The organism is Amniculibacterium aquaticum (assembly GCF_003852705.1).
GTDB lineage: Bacteria > Bacteroidota > Bacteroidia > Flavobacteriales > Weeksellaceae > Amniculibacterium > Amniculibacterium aquaticum.
This window is the reverse complement of the sequence record NZ_REFA01000004.1, coordinates 101,175-119,464: the sequence shown is the minus strand read 5'-3', so window position 1 is coordinate 119,464 and position 18,290 is coordinate 101,175. Positions and strand designations below refer to the sequence as shown.

The following is an 18,290-nucleotide window of genomic DNA, read 5'->3' as shown; positions in this document are numbered from 1 at the left end:
TTTTAAAAATATTTTGTCATTTCAATATAAGCATCGCTCATACCGTTATCTTGATCTTTATATTTCTCGTCAATGGTCGAGAAGTATTTTTTAGCTTCTGTTTTTTTGTTCATTCCTAAAGCCAAAACACCTGCTTTTTTAGTGAAAAAATACGAAGTGTACGGGTCATCAGAAGTGGAAATTGCTTTGTCCAAAAGGCTCAACGCCTCGTTGTTTTTGTTAAGTCCAGATTGGCAATCGGCCATTGCGCCAAATTTCATCGCTTCGAAAACTTTATTGTCGGACGAAAATTTATCCAACAAATCGTATGCTTTTTGGAAATTTCCTTTTTTGAACTCGATAAGTCCGGCATTGTATGCAGAAAATTTGCCCACTGTGGTATCGGAATAGGCATCGTAAGTACCAACAAATCCTGGATTTGCTTTTGATTTTCCGCCCAATGCTTCGGCTTCTTTTCCTTCTGCCAATTGTTTTTGTGCTTGTACAAATCCTTTTATGGCCTCGTCATTTTTAGGCTGAACGATGTATTGTTGATATCCAAAATATCCTAAAACACCTGCGATAAGCAAAGCGAAAACTCCACCAACGGGTTTGGCATATTTCTCCAATAATTTCTCCGTGTTCAGTGCTTCTCTATCGAGATCCTGAAAAAACTCAACGGTTTCTTTTCCTTCCAGCTCGTGCTTACTTGTATGTTTTGCCATATTTTTTTAAAAATTGAAATGCAAATTTAATTGTTTCTGAACAATTTACAAAATTCTTTTGTGAATACTAAAAGATTTTCATGTCATTTTGAATATAATTTTAACAAAAACAAAAAAACCGAATGTGTAAATCATTCAGTTTTCGTTTTTAGCAGCTTTTCGAGGGAGCGGTCTTTTAGTACAACTTTCCTTGCGAGGACTGTGTTTTAAATATACTAAAATATTTCAAACGGAGAACTTTCCCAACTCTCTTGCAAAACTGTCCGTTAGCTGTAGGCGTTATTTTTATCCAAAAAGTAAGTTTACTCGTTTTCCTAGTCCAAATTCGAAAATTCTATAAAGAGTTGAAAGTTGAATATCACATTTTCCATTTTCAAGTCGAGAAATATAACTCTTCTTTGTCCCTACTTTTTCAGCAAGTTGTTCTTGTGTCATATTTGCTTCTTTACGGGCTTCTTTCAACATTTCACTAATTACAAAATATTGTGCTTTTTCTTCAAATTTATCTCTATTTTCAGAGCCGATTTTGCCATATTTAATGTCTAATAACTCATCAAAGTTTTTAGCATTTTTGATATTTTCTTTATTCATTACTTTGTTTTTTTTGAGTTAAAATATTCATCTTTTAATTTCAAAGCCAAGTCGATTTCTTTTTTTGGTGTTTTTTGAGACTTCTTTTGGAATCCATTAAATAGAACGACCAAATTACCTTTGTCAAAGCAGCAAAAAATCCTGTAAATGTTACTTTCAAATTCTATTCTAATTTCATAAAGTCCATCAGTTCCAGTCATATGGTCTAGAAACTTTTTTGGAACATTCTGAACGGTTCTTAAAATCTTAAAAACATACTCAATTTTTTCCTGCACTTTTTCATTTTGTTCGACATAAAAGTCAATGAAATAGTGTTTGTGAAAAATAATTTGTCTTTGAGAATTCATTTCACAAAGTTAACTTAAAAGTTTACAATTTACAAATTTTGTGTTGTTGATTTTTTGACGAGAGCGCGAGAACATTTACAGCGAGCTCTATATTTTATTCAGAAGATCAAATTACAATTTGTTGATAACCAAAATTCGGTTCACTTTTTTTGGGGAGTATCCCAGGGTTTTTATTTGGGATTCATCTTTTATACTGATAATATTCATCTTAGAATTCCCATCCAAACCTTTTCTAAACTGATCTTGACTGTAGTGCTTACCGTTGATGATAAATACGGTTTGCTTTTCATTCTTTTTATTTTCCTTAATTAATTCTTTATATTTTGCATACAAAGCATCGTCTCCGGGAAAAGGGTTCCCGCCTAAAGTTTTTTTGGTTTGACAAGACATCAAAAATAAAGAGGCCAGCGCTGTTGTTAAAAAATATTTTTTCATGTTGTTTTTTTATTTAATTATAATCATACAACGAAAAAAGCGAGCTAATTATTATTAATTAGCTCGCTTTTTTTAATATTTATAAATTTCTATGCTGGGATTTCTCCTTTGTATAAGAAAGAAATGGTTTCTTTATTGATCTTATCGACCATTTCGCTGAACAAATAGAACGATTCTTGTTTGTAGATCACCAACGGATCTTTTTGTTCGTAAACGGCACCTTGAGAAGATCTTCTTAGGTCGTCCATCTCTCTTAGGTGTTGTTTCCAGTTGTCATCGATTAAAGACAGAGTAATGTTCTTTTCGAAATCGTTGATTAGATTCTCACATTTTGTTTCATACGCCTCTTTTAAATCGGTTACTATGGTGATGGAGCGGTGTCCATCTGTAAACGGAACTTGGATCATCTTGAACATGTTACCTTGGTTGAGATAGACATTCTCGATAATTGGGAAAGCTTTTTCTTTCAACAAGCGAAGTTTGTTTTGATAATCTTCATCGGCAGCGTTGAAAACCGTTTGTGTAAGTTCCTCAACCGTTTTGTTTTTAAAATCGGCTTCCGAAACAGGAGCACCCATGGTGAAATTCTTGATAATTTCGTATTCGAAATCTTTGTAATCTCCCTCCAATTTTGTTTTGTTAACGATGGAATGCGAAACATCGAAAATCATGTTTTTGATGTCGTATTTTAGGTGGTCTCCAAACAAAGCATTCTTTCTTTTTTTATAGATTACATCTCTTTGTTTGTTCATTACATCGTCGTACTCCAACAATCTTTTACGGATACCGTAGTTGTTTTCTTCTACTTTTTTCTGAGCTCTTTCGATGGATTTGGAAATCATGGAGTGCTGAATAACTTCTCCTTCTTTATGTCCCATTTTATCCATCATTTTGGCGATTCTTTCAGATCCGAACAATCGCATCAAATTATCTTCCAAAGAAACATAGAACTGAGAGCTTCCAGGGTCTCCCTGACGACCGGCACGACCTCTTAACTGTCTGTCGACCCTTCTGGAGTCGTGTCTTTCTGTACCGATAATCGCCAAACCTCCAGCTTCTTTTACTTCTTTGCTCAGTTTGATGTCGGTACCACGACCTGCCATGTTGGTAGCAATGGTTACCACGCCGCCTCTACCTGCTTCGGCAACAATCTCGGCTTCTTTTTTATGCAACTTCGCATTTAGAACTTGGTGCTGAATTTTTCTTAATTGCAACGCTTTGGAAAGCAACTGAGAAATCTCAACCGAAGTGGTTCCCACCAAAACGGGTCTTCCTTGTGCGGTAAGTCTTTCGATTTCCTCGATTACGGCGTTGTATTTTTCTCTATTGGTTTTGAATACCAAGTCGTGTCTGTCGTGTCTTAGTATGGTTCTGTTGGTTGGGATCACCACAACATCCAATTTATAGATTTGCCAAAACTCTCCAGCTTCGGTCTCTGCAGTACCGGTCATCCCCGCCAATTTGTTGTACATACGGAAATAGTTCTGCAAAGTAATGGTAGCGAAAGTTTGTGTTGCCGCTTCAATTTTTACACTTTCTTTGGCTTCAATCGCTTGGTGCAACCCGTCGGAATAACGACGACCTTCCATGATACGGCCGGTTTGTTCGTCAACGATTTTTACTTCACCATCCATCACCACATATTGATCGTCTTTTTCGAAAAGCGTGTAGGCTTTCAGTAGCTGATTCATGGTGTGTACCCTCTCGGATTTGTTGGCAAAATCGGCAAACAATCTTTCTTTTTCTTCGAATTCTTCTTCTTTAGTCAAATTCTTAGCTTCTAACTCGGCGATTTCTGTTCCGATGTCTTGCAATACGAAGAAGTCTTTGTCTTCGTAACCTTGGGACATGTACTCCACACCTTTGTCGGTTAGGTCAATTTGATTGTTTTTTTCGTCGATAACGAAATAAAGATCCTTATCTACAATCGGCATATCGCGATTGTTGTCCTGCATGTACTGCGCTTCAACTTTTTGCAATAGGGCTCTATTTCCAGTTTCGGAAAGGAATTTTATAATATTTTTACTCTTCGGAAGACCTCTGTAAGCTTGCAACAATTTGAAGCCTCCGTCTTTGGTGTTTCCTTGGGCAATTAATTTTTTAGCTTCCGCAAAAATGTGAGTTACGGTTTGTTTTTGAACTCCAACAATACGGTCAACTGAAGGTTTCAGTACATCGAATTCTTGGCGGTCACCTTGTGGAACCGGTCCGGAGATGATCAATGGAGTTCTGGCATCATCGACCAAAACAGAATCCACCTCGTCGACAATGGCAAAATTTAATTCTTTTTGAACCAACTCGTCTGGATTGGTGACCATGTTGTCTCTAAGATAATCGAAACCAAATTCGTTGTTGGTTCCGTAGGTAATATCGGAGTTGTAGGCTTTTCTTCTGGCGTCAGAGTTGGGTTGATGATGGTCGATACAGTCAATACTCAATCCGTGGAATTGGTACAAAGGTCCCATCCAAGCGGAGTCTCTTTTTGCCAAATAGTCGTTTACGGTTACAACATGCACCCCTCTTCCTGGAAGAGCATTCAGGTAGATGGGTAGTGTCCCTACAAGGGTTTTACCTTCACCGGTTGCCATTTCGGCAATCTTACCCGAGTGCAAAACAACACCACCAATAAACTGCACATCGTAGTGCACCATATCCCAAACTACATCGGTGCCGTGAGCATTCCATGAGTTTTTCCAAACGGCTACATCGCCTTGGATTTCTACAAAATCTTTGGTTTGGGCCAAGTCTCTATCGTAATCTGTCGCTGTAACACGGATTTCTCCATTTTGAGCCCATCTTCTTGCGGTCTCTTTCAGCAAAGCAAAAGCCTCAGGAAGAATTTGGTTCAAAACCACTTCTTCTAGTTGATATGCTTCTTTCTTTAGAACTTCAATATTTCCAAACAACGCTTCTTTCTCATCCACATTGTTGGACGATTTGATTTGTTCTTGAATTTTTTCGATTTTCTCGTTTACTTGTGCAGAGGCTGCTTTTATTTGAGATTTGAAAGCTTCGGTTTTTTCTCTCAATCCGTTGTCGGATAGCTGTTGAATACCCGCTTCAACCGATTTAATTTTAGCGACTACTTTCTTTACTTCTTTCAGGTCGTTGGCATTTTTATCGCCTAGAAAACCTTTCAGAACTTTGTTTAAAAAACTCATAGTATAATTGGGAATAGCAGCAGAGAAACCGATGCTAAACTTTGGTTTTAGATTTAATAATTCAATGATTGGTCTTTCGATTGAGTAACCGAATGATAATAAGACTGTTGACTAAAAATTAAAAAAAGGCAAATGACAATAAGCCAAGTGCCAATCGTTTTTAGTACTCATCCTCGTTCCAAAGGAAGTCTTCGTCTGTAGGATAATCGCTCCACACCTCTTCGATGCTTTCATAGATTTCTCCCTCATCTTCAATGGCTTGTAGGTTTTCTACCACTTCCATTGGTGCCCCTGTACGGATGGCATAATCAATTAGTTCTGCCTTGGTCATTGGCCAAGGAGCGTCGCTCAGGTATGATGCTAATTCTAATGTCCAATACATAAAAATTATTTTTTTTGCAAAAGTATAAAAATAGGTTAATAATCAAAGTTTTTTCGTACTGATTTTTAGCGGTTTGCTAAGATAAAATCAAAATAATTAAAAAAAACATTAGCGTTGTTTTCTCAAAAACCATTCCACAAATTTTTTTATGCCATTTTGGAATGTTGTATCTGGTGCATAACCGATCATGGTTTTTGCCTTGTCGATGTCGGCATTGGTTCTCTGCACATCACCAGGTTGCATGGGCAACGGGTTGATGTCGGCTTTTTTGCCCAACTCGGTTTCAATGGTAGAAAGCATTCTGTCTAAGCTAACCACTTCACTTTCACCAAGATTGATGATTTCATAAACTTTCGTGTTGCTTTCTAAATATGAAATGGACTTTAATACCCCGTCGATTATGTCATTGACAAAGGTGTAGTCTCTGGCGGTTTTGCCATCGCCGTAGAATGGGATTTTATCTCCTTCGATGATGGATTGCGTGAATTTTCTAATGGCCAAATCCGGTCGTTGTCTTGGTCCGTACACGGTGAAAAATCTCAGGAAAATTAGATCTAAATGATAAAGATGATGGTAAACATGACCCATAATTTCTCCGCATTTTTTGGTCGCAGCATAGGGCGAAATCGGTCGGTCAACAGGATCGTTTTCAGAAAAAGGCACCTTGTCGTTGTTTCCGTAAACGCTTGAGCTGGAGGCGCAAACAAATTTTTTAACATCAAATTCTTTACACAGTTCCCAAAGATTCATGCTTCCTCTTAGGTTGACTTCTTCATAATCCAAAGGTCTTTCTATCGATGGCCGAACTCCGGCCAATGCCGCCAAATGAATCACCATGTCTATCGAATGATTTTTAAAAATGTTTCTTAGACCATTTAGATCTCTAATGTCTTGATAATAAAGAGTGTAGTTGTCCGAATTTACAATTTTCTCCAATTTCTGAAGGTCTTTTTCTCTTTCTTCAAACTGAAAATCAATGTCTTGACCGATACTTTCTAAAGTATTCAGAATTTTATTTTGATACTTATAAAATGTGTCAAAATTATCTATATTGATGACAGAATGTCCATTTTCCAGAAGATGTTCTACCAAATGAGAGCCAATAAAACCACTCCCTCCAGTTACAAGATATGTCATTTGATGCTTTTTCGCAAATATATTGACTTTTTTAGAAAAGATTAATATTGAATTGAAAATCACGGTTTCATGTTGATTATCAATATAAAAGCCTTAAATTTACTTTGTAAAAATAGCAGAGCTCTGAAAATAGTATTCGTTGAAACAATGATTCTTGCGGTGTTTTATTATTTTTACCCAAGAATTTACACACCATGATATTTCAAGGCACTCTAAAAAAAATGATTTCCGAAATGGGAAATCCCATTCAATATTTTTTGAATTTGAACAACGACTTAATCAGCATGAACCAATTGATTGGGAAGGATATTCGCTTTCAGCATACCGGCTATCACTGTGTGTCATGCGGTAGCGAACAACCCATTTTCCGAATGGGATTCTGTAAAAAATGTTTTTTTGAAAGTCCGTATGCCAGCGAAACCATCATCAGACCCGAATTGTCCAAAGCTCATTTGGGTATTGAAGAGCGAAATCTGGAAGTGGAAAAAGAAATACAACTTCAGCCTCACATTGTATATTTGGCCTACACAGGCGATGTAAAAGTAGGCGTTACCCGAGAAAATCAAATCCCAACGAGATGGATCGATCAAGGTGCGACCTTTGCCATCCCCATTGCGAGAACCGAAAACCGGTACGAAGCCGGCGTTATTGAAGTGGAGCTTAAAAAACACTTGGCTGACAAAACCAATTACAAAAAAATGCTGTCTGCAGCGTTGGAAAGCGATGTGGATCTGGCGGATTTTCGCGATAAAGTGAAAGCCTATTTTTCGGATGAAAGTCAGAAATTCTATACCGATGAGCAAGAAATTACACGATTGGATTATCCCTACGAGGCACCAGAAAAAATTGTAGCATTCACTTTGGATAAAAGCCCCGAATTTTCAGGTGTTCTGAGAGGTATTAAAGGTCAATATCTTTGTTTTGACGAAGGTAAAGTCATCAACATCCGAAATCACGAAGGTTATGTCGTAACTATGGAAGTTTAGTTTAATTTTCTTTCAAAAAATATAAAAATCCGCATCCTGAAAAGAAGCGGATTTTATGATTCAGACATTCTTTAAGAACTCTGTTTATTTTTTGTTTAAAGATTTAATTCCCATTTCGAAAAGAGCAAAACTCAACAAATCGGTATTTTCACCAATGACTTGGGCGGTACTTCTTCCGGCACCGTGACCGGCATTGGTTTCAATTCGTATCAGGATCGGTTGTGTACAGCTTTGTTTTGCCTGAAGTTCGGCACCGAATTTAAAAGAATGCGCCGGAACCACTCTGTCGTCGTGATCGCTGGTGATGATCATGGTAGAAGGGTAACAAACAGTGTTCTTCACATTGTGCACCGGTGAGTAGGATTTTAGATATTCAAACATTTCTTTGGAGTCTTCGGCCGTTCCGTAATCGTAAGCCCAGCCCGCACCTGCAGTAAATTTATTGTATCTAAGCATATCCAATACCCCAACACCTGGGAAAGCGACTTTTGCCAAGTCCGGTTTCATGGTCATGGTTGCTCCTACCAAAAGTCCGCCGTTGGATCTGCCAGAAAGTGCCATGTAGTCTTTGGAAGTGTAGCCTTTGCTTTGCAAATATTCACCTGCAGCAATAAAATCGTTGAAAACATTTTTCTTTTGCATTTTGGTTCCTGCGTTGTGCCATTTGTTTCCGTACTCGCCACCACCTCTAAGATTTGGTACGGCATAGATCCCGCCGTTGTCCATCCAAACGGCATTCACCACAGAAAACGATGGGGTAAGGCTAATTTTGAAACCTCCGTAACCGTAAAGTATCGTTGGATTTTTCCCATCCATTTTTAGTCCTTTTTTATAGGAGATCATCATGGGAACTTTTGTTCCGTCTTTTGAGGTGTAGAAAACCTGTTCCGAAACATAATCTTCTGGGTTAAAATTCACTTTTGGTTTTTGATAAATCTCAGAAGTTCCTTTCTCTACATTGTATTTGTAAGTCGTAGGTGGAGTGATGTAATTGGTGAAAGAATAGTAGAGATCTTTTTCGCTGTCTTTCCCTCCAAAGCCGCTGGCAGTGCCGTTTCCGGGCAATTTGACCTCACGGACTAATTTTCCGGAATAATCCAATTGCTTCACCCAAGTTAGGGCGTCTTTCATGTATTTGGCAAAAAGATAACCACCACCGGTAGAAAGGCTCAGTACCTCGTCGGTCTCTGGAATTACCGTTTCCCATTGTTCGGGCTTGTTGATGTTGAATTTCACCAATTTGTTATTCGGTGCATTCTTATCGGTACTCAGATAGACGGTTTCTCCTTTGGTGTCCAAAACATGAGAGTTGTTATCAAACCCTTTTTGTATCGCTACCCAATCGGTTTTTTTCTTTTTAAGATCTTTGATGTACAATTCGTTTCCGTTGGTGGTGTTGGAGGCGGATAAAATCAAAAATCGCTGATCATCGGAAACGCTAACGCTCATGTATCTTCTTTTGAAATCTTCGCCGCCGATGATCAATTTATCTTCTTTCTGCTTGGTTCCTAATTTATGAAAATATACTTTTTGGGTATCGGTAATCCCGGAAAGCATGCTCCCTTCCTTTGGTTGATCGTAGGTTGAATAGTAAAAACCTTCGTCCCCGAGCCAAGAAGCACCAGAAAATTTCATCACGATGGGTTCGTCCAATATTTTCTTGGATACAACATCCATGATGATGATCTTTTGCCAATCCGAGCCGCCCTCAGAAATGGAATATCCCACCAATGTGCCTTTTTTGTTGAATGAAATTCCGGACATGGAAGTGGTTCCTTTCTCTGAAAATTTATTGGGATCCAGGAAAACCTCTGTTTTTCCGTTCTTATCCGTTCTATACAATACAGATTGAGCCTGAAGGCCATCATTCTTGTAGAAATAGGTGTAATCTCCTTTTTTAAATGGCGCCGAAATTTTTTCATAATTCCAAATGTCATTCAATTGCTTTCTGATCTGTTCCCTGAACGGGATTTGTGAAAGATAATCTTGGGTAAATTTATTCTCTTCCTTGACCCAAGCGCCGGTTTCGACAGATCGATCGTCTTCTAACCATCGATACGGGTCTTGCACCACAGAACCAAAATAGGTGTCTTGATGTTCTATTTTATGGGTGGTAGGGTATTTCATTTGTTGCGCATTGATGGTGTTTGCCGCGATAGCCGATGCAAAAAGCATCACGGCAGTTCGTCCTAATTGTTTTTGAATTTTCATTTTAAAAAAATTTATGTCCAAAAATAAACATTAATTTATGAATGAACGAGAAGATGAAAAGCATCATGCCAAATTAAAGCTTAAAAAACTTGGTCGAGTTGCAAAAAAAATTAACTTTGTCCTAATGGCAACAAAAGCACTTTTCAATTCGGTAGTCAATTGGTTTATCAAGCAAAGGATAGATCAAATTCAGCATTTTATCGATTATCCCATCGATACTCAAAATGGCGTTCTATTTTCCCAATTGTATCATGCCGAAGACACGGTGTATGGTAAAAAATTTGGGTTCAACAGCATTTCTTCCTACGAAGATTTCAAAAACAAAGTCCCAATTGTGAGTTATGAGGGGATAGAGCCCTACATTGAAAGAGCCAGACAAGGCGAGAAGGATGTAATTTGGCCTGGACAAATCAGAAATTTTGCAAAATCCTCTGGGACCACCAATGCGAAGAGCAAATTCATCCCCATTACCGATGAAAGTTTGGAGTTCTGCCACATGAAAGCGGGAAAAGATTTGGTCTCCATCTATGCCAACAATCATCCGGGCAACCAACTTTTTGTTAATAAAAATTTGAGATTAGGAGGTAGTGCCGAATTGTACGAAAATTTCAACACCAAATTTGGAGATTTATCAGCAATTTTAATTGATAACCTTCCTTTTTGGGTAGAGATGACCACCACACCCAGCAAAAAAGTTTCTTTGATGTCCGAATGGGAAACGAAACTAAAAGCCATAGTCGCTGAAGTGAAAAATGAAAATGTGGGCAGCCTTACCGGAGTTCCGAGTTGGATGATGGTGCTTTTGCAAAGGGTAATCCAAGAAACCAATGCGGTTAATATTACCGAAATTTGGCCCAATTTAGAAGTCTTTTTCCACGGAGGAATCAGCTTTAAGCCGTACAAAGATCAGTACATGAAAATCATCGGCAAAGACATCAATTATTACGAAATTTACAATGCTTCCGAAGGTTTTTTTGCCATACAAGACCAAGCCGGTAGCGACGAAATGTTGTTGATGTTGGATTATGGAATTTTCTATGAATTTGTTCCGTTGGACGAGATTGGTAAAGAAAACCCCATAGCTCTTTCACTGGATCAGGTCGATATAGGGAAGGTCTATGCCGTGGTGATCACCACCAATGGTGGATTGTGGAGATACATGATCGGTGATACCGTAATTTTTACATCCACACAACCGTATCGCGTTCGTGTTGCCGGAAGAACCAAGCACTACATCAATGCTTTTGGTGAAGAATTGATGATTGATAATGTAGAAACGGCCCTAACCAAAGCCTGTGAAAGCACAGGTGCTTCCGTGAGAGAATATACCGGTGCTCCGGTGTACATGAAAGAAGGCGAAAGTGGTGCCCACGAATGGATTATTGAATTTGGTGAAATGCCCAATAATTTGGATTATTTTATAGAAGTTTTCGATAACCATCTCAAGGCAATCAACTCAGACTATGAAGCGAAAAGATACAACAACATGACCCTGAAAAGGCCGATTGTTCATTTGGCAAAAAATAATCTTTTCTATCGTTGGATGGAGCAAAGAGGAAAATTGGGCGGACAAAACAAAGTCCCAAGACTGAGCAATACCCGAGAATTTATAGATCCTTTGTTGGAGCTGAACCAATAAATTTATTCTGCGGTTGATGTTTGTACATCAGCCGTTTCTTTTTTTACAGACTTTTCAACTTCTTTTTTAAGTTTTTCTTCCAGCTGTTTTTGTTTAAGCAGTTCTGCTTCCTTTTGCAAAGCCTTTTTTAAAGAATCTTGATAGGACGACGACGCCATCCTGATCCTTCTGGCGACATCGGCAGAAGTGGCACCTGCAGAAAAAGAATCGACCGGAGTGGTGTCGTACTTGGGTTCTACAAAAACGGCATCCGGATAATTGGCATGGTCATTTTGATTTTCGGAACAATACGAAAAACAAACAGCGAGAGTGAAAACGAGTACGAATTTTTGCATTATTTAACAAGTTTGAATTGGGCAATTACAGGATAATGATCGGAGATATGAACCGTTCTGTCCACCTTATACGACAAGGCTTTGATTGTTTTTGAACTGAAAATATAATCAATCCGGATGGGGATTTTATAATCGTGAAAACTGGTGGACAATCCGGATCCACTGTCTATAAAGCCATCGTTCAGACCTTTAACCAGCTGATAATATTCGTAAGAATTGGGTACGGCATTGAAATCGCCACACAAAATAATCGGATACGGAGTTTGTTCGATAAACTTTTTAATTTCCTCTACCTGTGTTGCGTGCGTTTCGTAGGTGGTCAGCAACCGTTTGATGATGAACTTTGCCTTGGCTTCATCTTGTTCAAAATCACCATCGGTTAGCAGTTTCTTCTTCTCAAAAGAATACGGTTCTAGGTAAATATTAATGAGGCGTATGCGTTGTCCATCAATTTCCACATCGGCATATTGCATATTCCCGGTATAATCTTTAGGGTCAAATAAAATTCCTTGCTCAAGTATTTTGTATCGGCTGTGGATGGACAAAAGCCAATCGTGATCGGTAACATACTTCAGTCTGATTTCCGGACGGCTGGCGTTTTCCGTTCCGGATTCTTGTAAAAAAACGATGTCTGCATTTTGATGGTTCAAATACTCTTCGGCATCCTTTTTACTTTTATTGTTAAAAGAAACCACCTTTAGTGTTGCATTTTCTTTGGATTTTGTGTTGAAATTAACCCATCTCAGGACTGGTTTATAAAAAAACAAACCTAAAATCAGGAAAACCAAAGCTCTTTTTTTCCAAAGAACCATCCAGAACAGACAAAGCAAAACATAAACAATTAAGAGCCCTGGAAATGCCAAGGACAGCAGATTGAAATACGGAAAAAAAAGAGGCGAAACATAAGCGTTCATCAAAACACCCATCAATACGAAAAAGAGGAGTACATGGATGAGGGTGAAAATAAATCTAAACGGTTTCAACTTTAGTAAATTCTAAATCGATTGCGGTTCCAGATTTTAGCCATAATGTATCCGACAAGTGCACCGCCCACATGAGCAAAATGGGCAACACCACCCACATTTCCGCTAAATCCGAGGTATATGGAAACCAAAATGATAATGGGCAACAATATCTTGGCTTTAATAGGAAAAGGAATGAACATGAACATTAATTTGGCATCCGGAAATAGAGTGGCAAAGGCAGCTACAATTCCAAAAATAGCACCAGAAGCACCCAACATCGGACTTCTAAGATCCGAAAACAACTGTCTGGAAAGGTCGATCGCTTCCTGACTGTTGGCCGAAATGTTCATATCTCCTTGATAGCCAATTTTTGCTTTTAGGTAAATGTCCGAAACATCTACACCCAAAACCTGCAATTGACCGACCAAATGATTTACCTGGTAGAAATTCCAAATGTTAAAGAGTAAAAAAGAGCCGATCCCTGAAAGAAAATACAGCCACAGATATTTTTTTTGTCCTAAAGATTGCTCCAAAACCGGTCCAAAACTCCACAAAGTAAGCATGTTGAAAAGGATATGCGTAATCCCGATTCCCTCGCCCATTGGTGCGTGCATAAACATGTGTGTGAGGATTTGCCACCAATGAAAATTGGGAGAAAAAGGATAATATGCAGAGAGCACATTGTACAACGCACCGTTCATCAATAAATTGGTAAGTAAATAGACCACCACATTGATGATGATGATGTTTCTGGTGATGGGAGGGATATTTTGAAACATAAGTTTAAAATTTATTTTTAAAATCGTCTATCGGCAATTCGATAAAACACCTTTTGCCATCGGGCAAATATTCTGGGAAGCCTAAATTAGTAAAATCTTTTATTAAATCTTCAGCATCATTTTTATAAATAAAATCAAATCTGGATTTGCTTTGCATTTTATTCCATTGATTTTCATAGAAGTGTAAAAATTCTTCTTCGGTTTTGTATTCCAAGATATCGAATAAGTTCTCTAAAAACTTCATCACCTGAGTTTCCTTCAAGCCTTCAGGGACGGCATCTATCCTCAGGACATTTTCATACGCCACATGCATTTGGAAACCCAAATCCGGCAGGTATTTTTTGAAGGATTTGTATTTGTTTTTTTCAATTTCGTTCATGTGATATTCCAAAGAAAACAGGAGGGCATGGCTTACCGAGCTTTTGTTTTGCACTTTGTTACCGTTTGCAATTACCAAACGATGCATGCGTCCCAAATCCAGCATCAGTGTTCGGTCTCCCTTGTTGAAAACCCAATATCCGTTGGGCAATCGCATCAGATCTTCTTCAAAATCTTCGTCCTCGAAAAGGTTGATTTTAGATGGCGCCGCCTCGATATTTTGATGGTACAGTTCTGCCAGATTCTGGATTTCTGCATGTTTGTGTGAGATGCTTTCTTCTTTGAACGGATTAAAAGTTCGATCTACAGAAATTTCAGGGGTCTTAAAATTTTGCATAGAAGGAGTTTTTCCGCCAAAAAAATCGTCCATTTTGACATCCCTTTCAAAATCCAAACTCGGTGCAATGTTGTATATGCCCAAAGCTCTTTTGATGGTAGATCTTAGCAATGCAAAAATCAGATGCTCGTCTTCGAACTTTACTTCTGTTTTTTGAGGATGAATGTTGACATCGATTTTCTCGGGATCCATTTCCAAAAACAAGAAAAAAGAAGGGATGTATCCCGGTAGCAATAGTCCATCAAAGGCTTCTTGTACCGCTTTGTTCAGATAAGGGCTTTTAAAATATCGACCGTTTACAAAAAGAAATTGTTCGCCTCTAACTTTTTTGGCACCTTCAGGTTTTGCGACAAATCCGTTAAGGTTCACCCAATCCATATCTTCTTTGATGGGTACCAAAAGCGGTTGAAGTTTTCTTCCAAAAACATCAACAATTCTTTGCAGGAGAGATCCTTTTCTGAGTTTGAAAATGGGTTCGTCGTTGTGGAACAAATCAAATTCGACTTGGTCATGAGCCAAAGCCACGCGTTGAAATTCATCAATAATATGCCTGAATTCTATATTGTTGTTTTTCAGGAACTTTCTACGGGCAGGCACATTGTAGAATAAATTTTTTACTGCAAAATTAGAACCTTCAACCGTCTGTACAGGTTCTTGAAACTGCAATGTTCCCCCTTCAATATAGATGTTTGTTCCAATGCTGGCCTCTTTTTTTTTGGTTTTCAACTCCACCTGAGCCACCGCAGCAATGGATGCCAAGGCTTCGCCACGAAAACCTTTGGTTGCGATTTTAAAAATATCTTCAGTATTTTTTATTTTGGAAGTTGCGTGTCTTTCGAAGGCCATTCTGGCATCGGTTTCTGACATTCCCAATCCGTCGTCCACCACTTGGATCAGGTTTTTTCCGGCATCACGAACGATGAGTTCTATTTTACTGGCTTTGGCATCGATGGCATTCTCCATGAGTTCTTTTACGATAGATGCAGGCCTTTGTACCACCTCGCCCGCAGCGATTTGGTTGGCGACATGATCCGGTAAAAGTTGTATGATATCCGACATATAAAACAAAATAATTCGCAAAAGTAACGAGAATTTCTCAAATCATCTCGGTCTTAGAAAATCTGAAATGGTCAGTATTAACAAAGTTTAGATTTTTATTAACATAAATTTAAAACAACATGCATAAAAAAGGCATGTTTTTTGCGAATGTTTGGATACAAAAAATGAAATTATGAAAAGCGAAACAAAAATTATTTTGGCCGCAGGTATTGGATTGTTTACCGTATTGGGTATATGTGCGTTGAATAGAATCATGAAAACCAAAAAAAGAAAAAATCAAGACATTTATTTGTATAGAGATGAACATCGACATTTTGATATTTCTGAACATACAGAAGATCTGGATGGAGTTGAGCTTTATGCATTAAAATAGAGAAACTTCATATTTTTTATAATTAACTTCAGAATCAATAATGCTCCAGCGTTATTGATTTTTTTATGTTTACATCCCTAGTTATTTAATTTGAAACAATACAGCTTCATAATAAAATGCATAAATCATAGGATTTATGGAGCAATAAATCGGAACTAAGCATCAACAAAAGCATTTTGCTGTGTAAACAACAATCAAATGCAGAAAATTTTATAAATTTGTTCACATTTTATTTTTATGAAGAAAATTGTACTCTTAACACTTATTTGGTTTTCCCAATTTATTTATGCGCAGTCCGATTGCGAAACAGCAATGGCTGTTTGTGGAAATACCGGAATTTCATACACCCCAAGTGGAAACGGAAATGTACCTGAAACTTTAGGGGGCTGTCTATCTTCTAATGAGCACTATTCGGTTTGGTATAAATTTACCGTGAATACCGCCGGAACATTGACTTTTCTAATCGTTCCGAATGGTAATGCCGATTATGACTGGGCGGTTTACGGACCCAATGTCACCTGTGCTACCAAAGGTACACCAATCCGTTGTTCTTATGACGGCCCACCAAGTGATGACGGTACTTATACCACAGGACTTAGCCTGACTTCTACCGTAATCACAGAAGGTGCAGGAGGTACAGGATATTGTAAATATTTGGATGTATTGCCTGGGCAAACATACTACATGGTCATCGATAACTATTCTGCAAATACAAACGGTTTTGCGCTAACATGGGGCGGGACTGCAACTTTGTCATCGTCGTTTGATAATCCTGGGGTTCAGCCTTTTCCGATTATTGCTCCAGGACCTAACCACGACGGTTTTATCCCGATGTGTGTCAATACAGCGACTTATGATTTCACACAACTGAATGCAGGAATTATCAACGGTAACCAAAACTTCATCATTACCTATCACAGCAATCAAAACGATGCCCTTACGGGTGCCAATCCTTTGCCAATGCCGGTAACCATTAATGTTCCATCGATCTATTACTACAGCATCCGTTACGAAGATCCTAACGATCCCAACAATATCATCAACAGTTGTAGAAAAGTGGGGCCGGTAAAATTTGTATATGGAAACATTTCGTTGAATCCGGCAACGGTACAAGCGTGTAACAACAATAACATCGGTTATGGATTTTTCAATCTGAACAATGCCGCTGTAATCAACGATCCTACAGCAACCAAAAAGTTTTACCCAACCATGGCCGATTTGAACGCAGGAACCAACCAAATTACCAATCCTAATGCGTATCAATCGACCGCTCCAAAGCAGGTTTTTGTAAAGGTAACAACGGCGCAAAACTGTACCAATTCTGGACCTATTAATTTAGAATATTTCCCATCGTTTCAAGTGAATGAAGCAAGTTTGGTATCTTGTTTTATAGAAAATACGCCTACCAAAGCCGTATTCAACCTGACCAATGCTGTGGTTACTGCGCTTCCTGGAGCCGTTATCAAGTATTATCCTACAACCAATGATGCTGCCCAAAATGCCAATGAAATCCTAAATCCTACGGCATATATTTCTGAAACAAAAGCGATCTATGCGAAAGTTTTGGATGCAAACGGTTGTTATAATTTAGCTAAAATTAACCTTTCGGTTACAGCTCCGGCACCGTCATCAGTTTTGGTGGACAAAATTATTTGTGCAGAAAAAACGACAACCCTTGATGCCGGTTCGGGATATACCGCTTACGAATGGAGTACTGGTGCAACTACGCAAATCATCAATAATGTAGGGGTTGGTAACTATTGGGTTAATCTTACCAAGAACAATTGTGTGACCAAACAAAATGTAAAAGTTGTTGCAACCGTAGCTCCCATCATTTCAAATGTAGAAATTACCAACAACACCATTGTTATAAACGCAACAGGAGGTGTAGCTCCGTACAAATACTCTATCGACGGTGTCAACTGGCAAGATTCCAACACTTTTTCTGGATTGCCAAGAGGTTTGAATATGGTCTATTTAAAAGACAGTTTCAACTGTATTCCTGTTTCCTTACAGATCACTGTACCCAATCTGTTGAACGCCATCACTCCTAATAACGATGGAGTGAATGACGAAATAGAATATTCGGCTTTGGCTTACAAAGAAAATCTTCAATTCACTGTATTTGATCGTTATGGTAAAAAAGTTGCCGTAGCCGATAAAACCAACGGTTATAAATGGGACGGAAAATTCCAAGGAAAAAGATTGAATACCGGAACCTATTGGTATGTTATTACTTGGAACGAAGACGATGCCAATAAAACTCCGGTAACCTATTCCGGATGGATTATGTTGAAAAATTTTGAATAAATTTAACATGAAAACCCAAAATAAAAAAAAGAGATTGCCACAGCGGCAGTCTCTTTTTTATTAACATTGTATCTGTTTGTAAGTCAGTAATATGAATGTGGATTGAACATGATTGTTGATTAAATATTCGGAAGATGAAGTGTAAATATTCTATCTTTGTT

The 18,290-nt window shown here is 38.3% G+C and carries 16 protein-coding genes; 4 read left to right on the top strand and 12 right to left on the bottom strand.

The features are described from left to right. Positions 1–2: 2 nt before the first annotated feature. The 7 genes from EIY84_RS03115 to EIY84_RS03085 all read right to left on the bottom strand — a co-directional run bounded on the left by EIY84_RS03115 (position 3) and on the right by EIY84_RS03085 (position 6,757). Positions 3–704: a tetratricopeptide repeat protein gene (locus EIY84_RS03115; protein ID WP_124640411.1), complete on the bottom strand. Its 702-nt coding sequence runs from the start codon at positions 702–704 to the stop codon at positions 3–5. 285 nt (positions 705–989) lie between these two features. Next, entirely contained in the window at positions 990–1,295 is a 306-nt protein-coding gene (locus EIY84_RS03110; RefSeq protein WP_124640409.1) for a helix-turn-helix transcriptional regulator, read from the bottom strand. Further along, entirely contained in the window at positions 1,295–1,642 is a 348-nt protein-coding gene (locus tag EIY84_RS03105; protein WP_124640408.1) for a type II toxin-antitoxin system RelE/ParE family toxin, read from the bottom strand. Before EIY84_RS03105 ends, EIY84_RS03110 begins: the two co-directional genes overlap by 1 nt. 111 nt (positions 1,643–1,753) lie before the next feature. Further along, positions 1,754–2,077, bottom strand: coding sequence for a hypothetical protein (locus tag EIY84_RS03100; RefSeq protein ID WP_124640406.1), 324 nt, complete (start codon positions 2,075–2,077; stop codon positions 1,754–1,756). An 89-nt stretch (positions 2,078–2,166) separates the two neighbouring features. Beyond that, positions 2,167–5,238: a preprotein translocase subunit SecA gene (gene secA / locus EIY84_RS03095; protein ID WP_124640404.1), complete on the bottom strand. Its 3,072-nt coding sequence runs from the start codon at positions 5,236–5,238 to the stop codon at positions 2,167–2,169. A 160-nt stretch (positions 5,239–5,398) separates the two neighbouring features. After that, positions 5,399–5,620, bottom strand: a complete 222-nt coding sequence (locus EIY84_RS03090) for a DUF2795 domain-containing protein (protein WP_002662059.1) — start codon at positions 5,618–5,620, stop codon at positions 5,399–5,401. A 108-nt stretch (positions 5,621–5,728) separates the two neighbouring features. Next, positions 5,729–6,757 (bottom strand): GDP-mannose 4,6-dehydratase, encoded by a 1,029-nt coding sequence (locus EIY84_RS03085; protein WP_124640402.1) that lies wholly within the window; start codon positions 6,755–6,757, stop codon positions 5,729–5,731. A 194-nt stretch (positions 6,758–6,951) separates the two neighbouring features. Between EIY84_RS03085 and EIY84_RS03080 the strand changes: the two genes are divergently transcribed. Continuing rightward, positions 6,952–7,743 (top strand): DUF2797 domain-containing protein, encoded by a 792-nt coding sequence (locus EIY84_RS03080; RefSeq protein WP_124640401.1) that lies wholly within the window; start codon positions 6,952–6,954, stop codon positions 7,741–7,743. Positions 7,744–7,827: 84 nt separating this feature from the next. Here EIY84_RS03080 and EIY84_RS03075 read toward each other — a convergent pair whose 3' ends face one another. Further along, positions 7,828–9,870, bottom strand: coding sequence for a prolyl oligopeptidase family serine peptidase (locus EIY84_RS03075; protein ID WP_394336890.1), 2,043 nt, complete (start codon positions 9,868–9,870; stop codon positions 7,828–7,830). Between the two features lie 208 nt (positions 9,871–10,078). Between EIY84_RS03075 and EIY84_RS03070 the strand changes: the two genes are divergently transcribed. Next, positions 10,079–11,593 (top strand): GH3 auxin-responsive promoter family protein, encoded by a 1,515-nt coding sequence (locus EIY84_RS03070; RefSeq protein WP_124640443.1) that lies wholly within the window; start codon positions 10,079–10,081, stop codon positions 11,591–11,593. A gap of 2 nt (positions 11,594–11,595) precedes the next feature. Here EIY84_RS03070 and EIY84_RS03065 read toward each other — a convergent pair whose 3' ends face one another. Genes EIY84_RS03065 through mutL form a run of 4 tightly spaced genes read right to left on the bottom strand, consistent with a single transcriptional unit; the run spans position 11,596 to position 15,446 of the window. Beyond that, complete coding sequence (locus EIY84_RS03065; RefSeq protein WP_124640397.1) at positions 11,596–11,928, bottom strand: hypothetical protein; 333 nt, start codon at positions 11,926–11,928, stop codon at positions 11,596–11,598. Further along, complete coding sequence (locus tag EIY84_RS03060; RefSeq protein ID WP_124640395.1) at positions 11,928–12,911, bottom strand: endonuclease/exonuclease/phosphatase family protein; 984 nt, start codon at positions 12,909–12,911, stop codon at positions 11,928–11,930. Before EIY84_RS03060 ends, EIY84_RS03065 begins: the two co-directional genes overlap by 1 nt. Before the next feature lie 2 nt (positions 12,912–12,913). Beyond that, positions 12,914–13,672, bottom strand: a complete 759-nt coding sequence (locus tag EIY84_RS03055; RefSeq protein WP_124640393.1) for a rhomboid family intramembrane serine protease — start codon at positions 13,670–13,672, stop codon at positions 12,914–12,916. A 4-nt stretch (positions 13,673–13,676) separates the two neighbouring features. Then, positions 13,677–15,446 (bottom strand): DNA mismatch repair endonuclease MutL, encoded by a 1,770-nt coding sequence (gene mutL / locus EIY84_RS03050; RefSeq protein WP_124640391.1) that lies wholly within the window; start codon positions 15,444–15,446, stop codon positions 13,677–13,679. A 172-nt stretch (positions 15,447–15,618) separates the two neighbouring features. Between mutL and EIY84_RS03045 the strand changes: the two genes are divergently transcribed. Together EIY84_RS03045 and EIY84_RS03040 are read left to right on the top strand one after the other, a co-directional pair. Further along, positions 15,619–15,819 (top strand): hypothetical protein, encoded by a 201-nt coding sequence (locus tag EIY84_RS03045; RefSeq protein WP_124640389.1) that lies wholly within the window; start codon positions 15,619–15,621, stop codon positions 15,817–15,819. A 237-nt stretch (positions 15,820–16,056) separates the two neighbouring features. Then, positions 16,057–18,129, top strand: coding sequence for a T9SS type B sorting domain-containing protein (locus tag EIY84_RS03040; protein ID WP_124640387.1), 2,073 nt, complete (start codon positions 16,057–16,059; stop codon positions 18,127–18,129). The last annotated feature ends 161 nt before the right edge of the window (positions 18,130–18,290 follow it).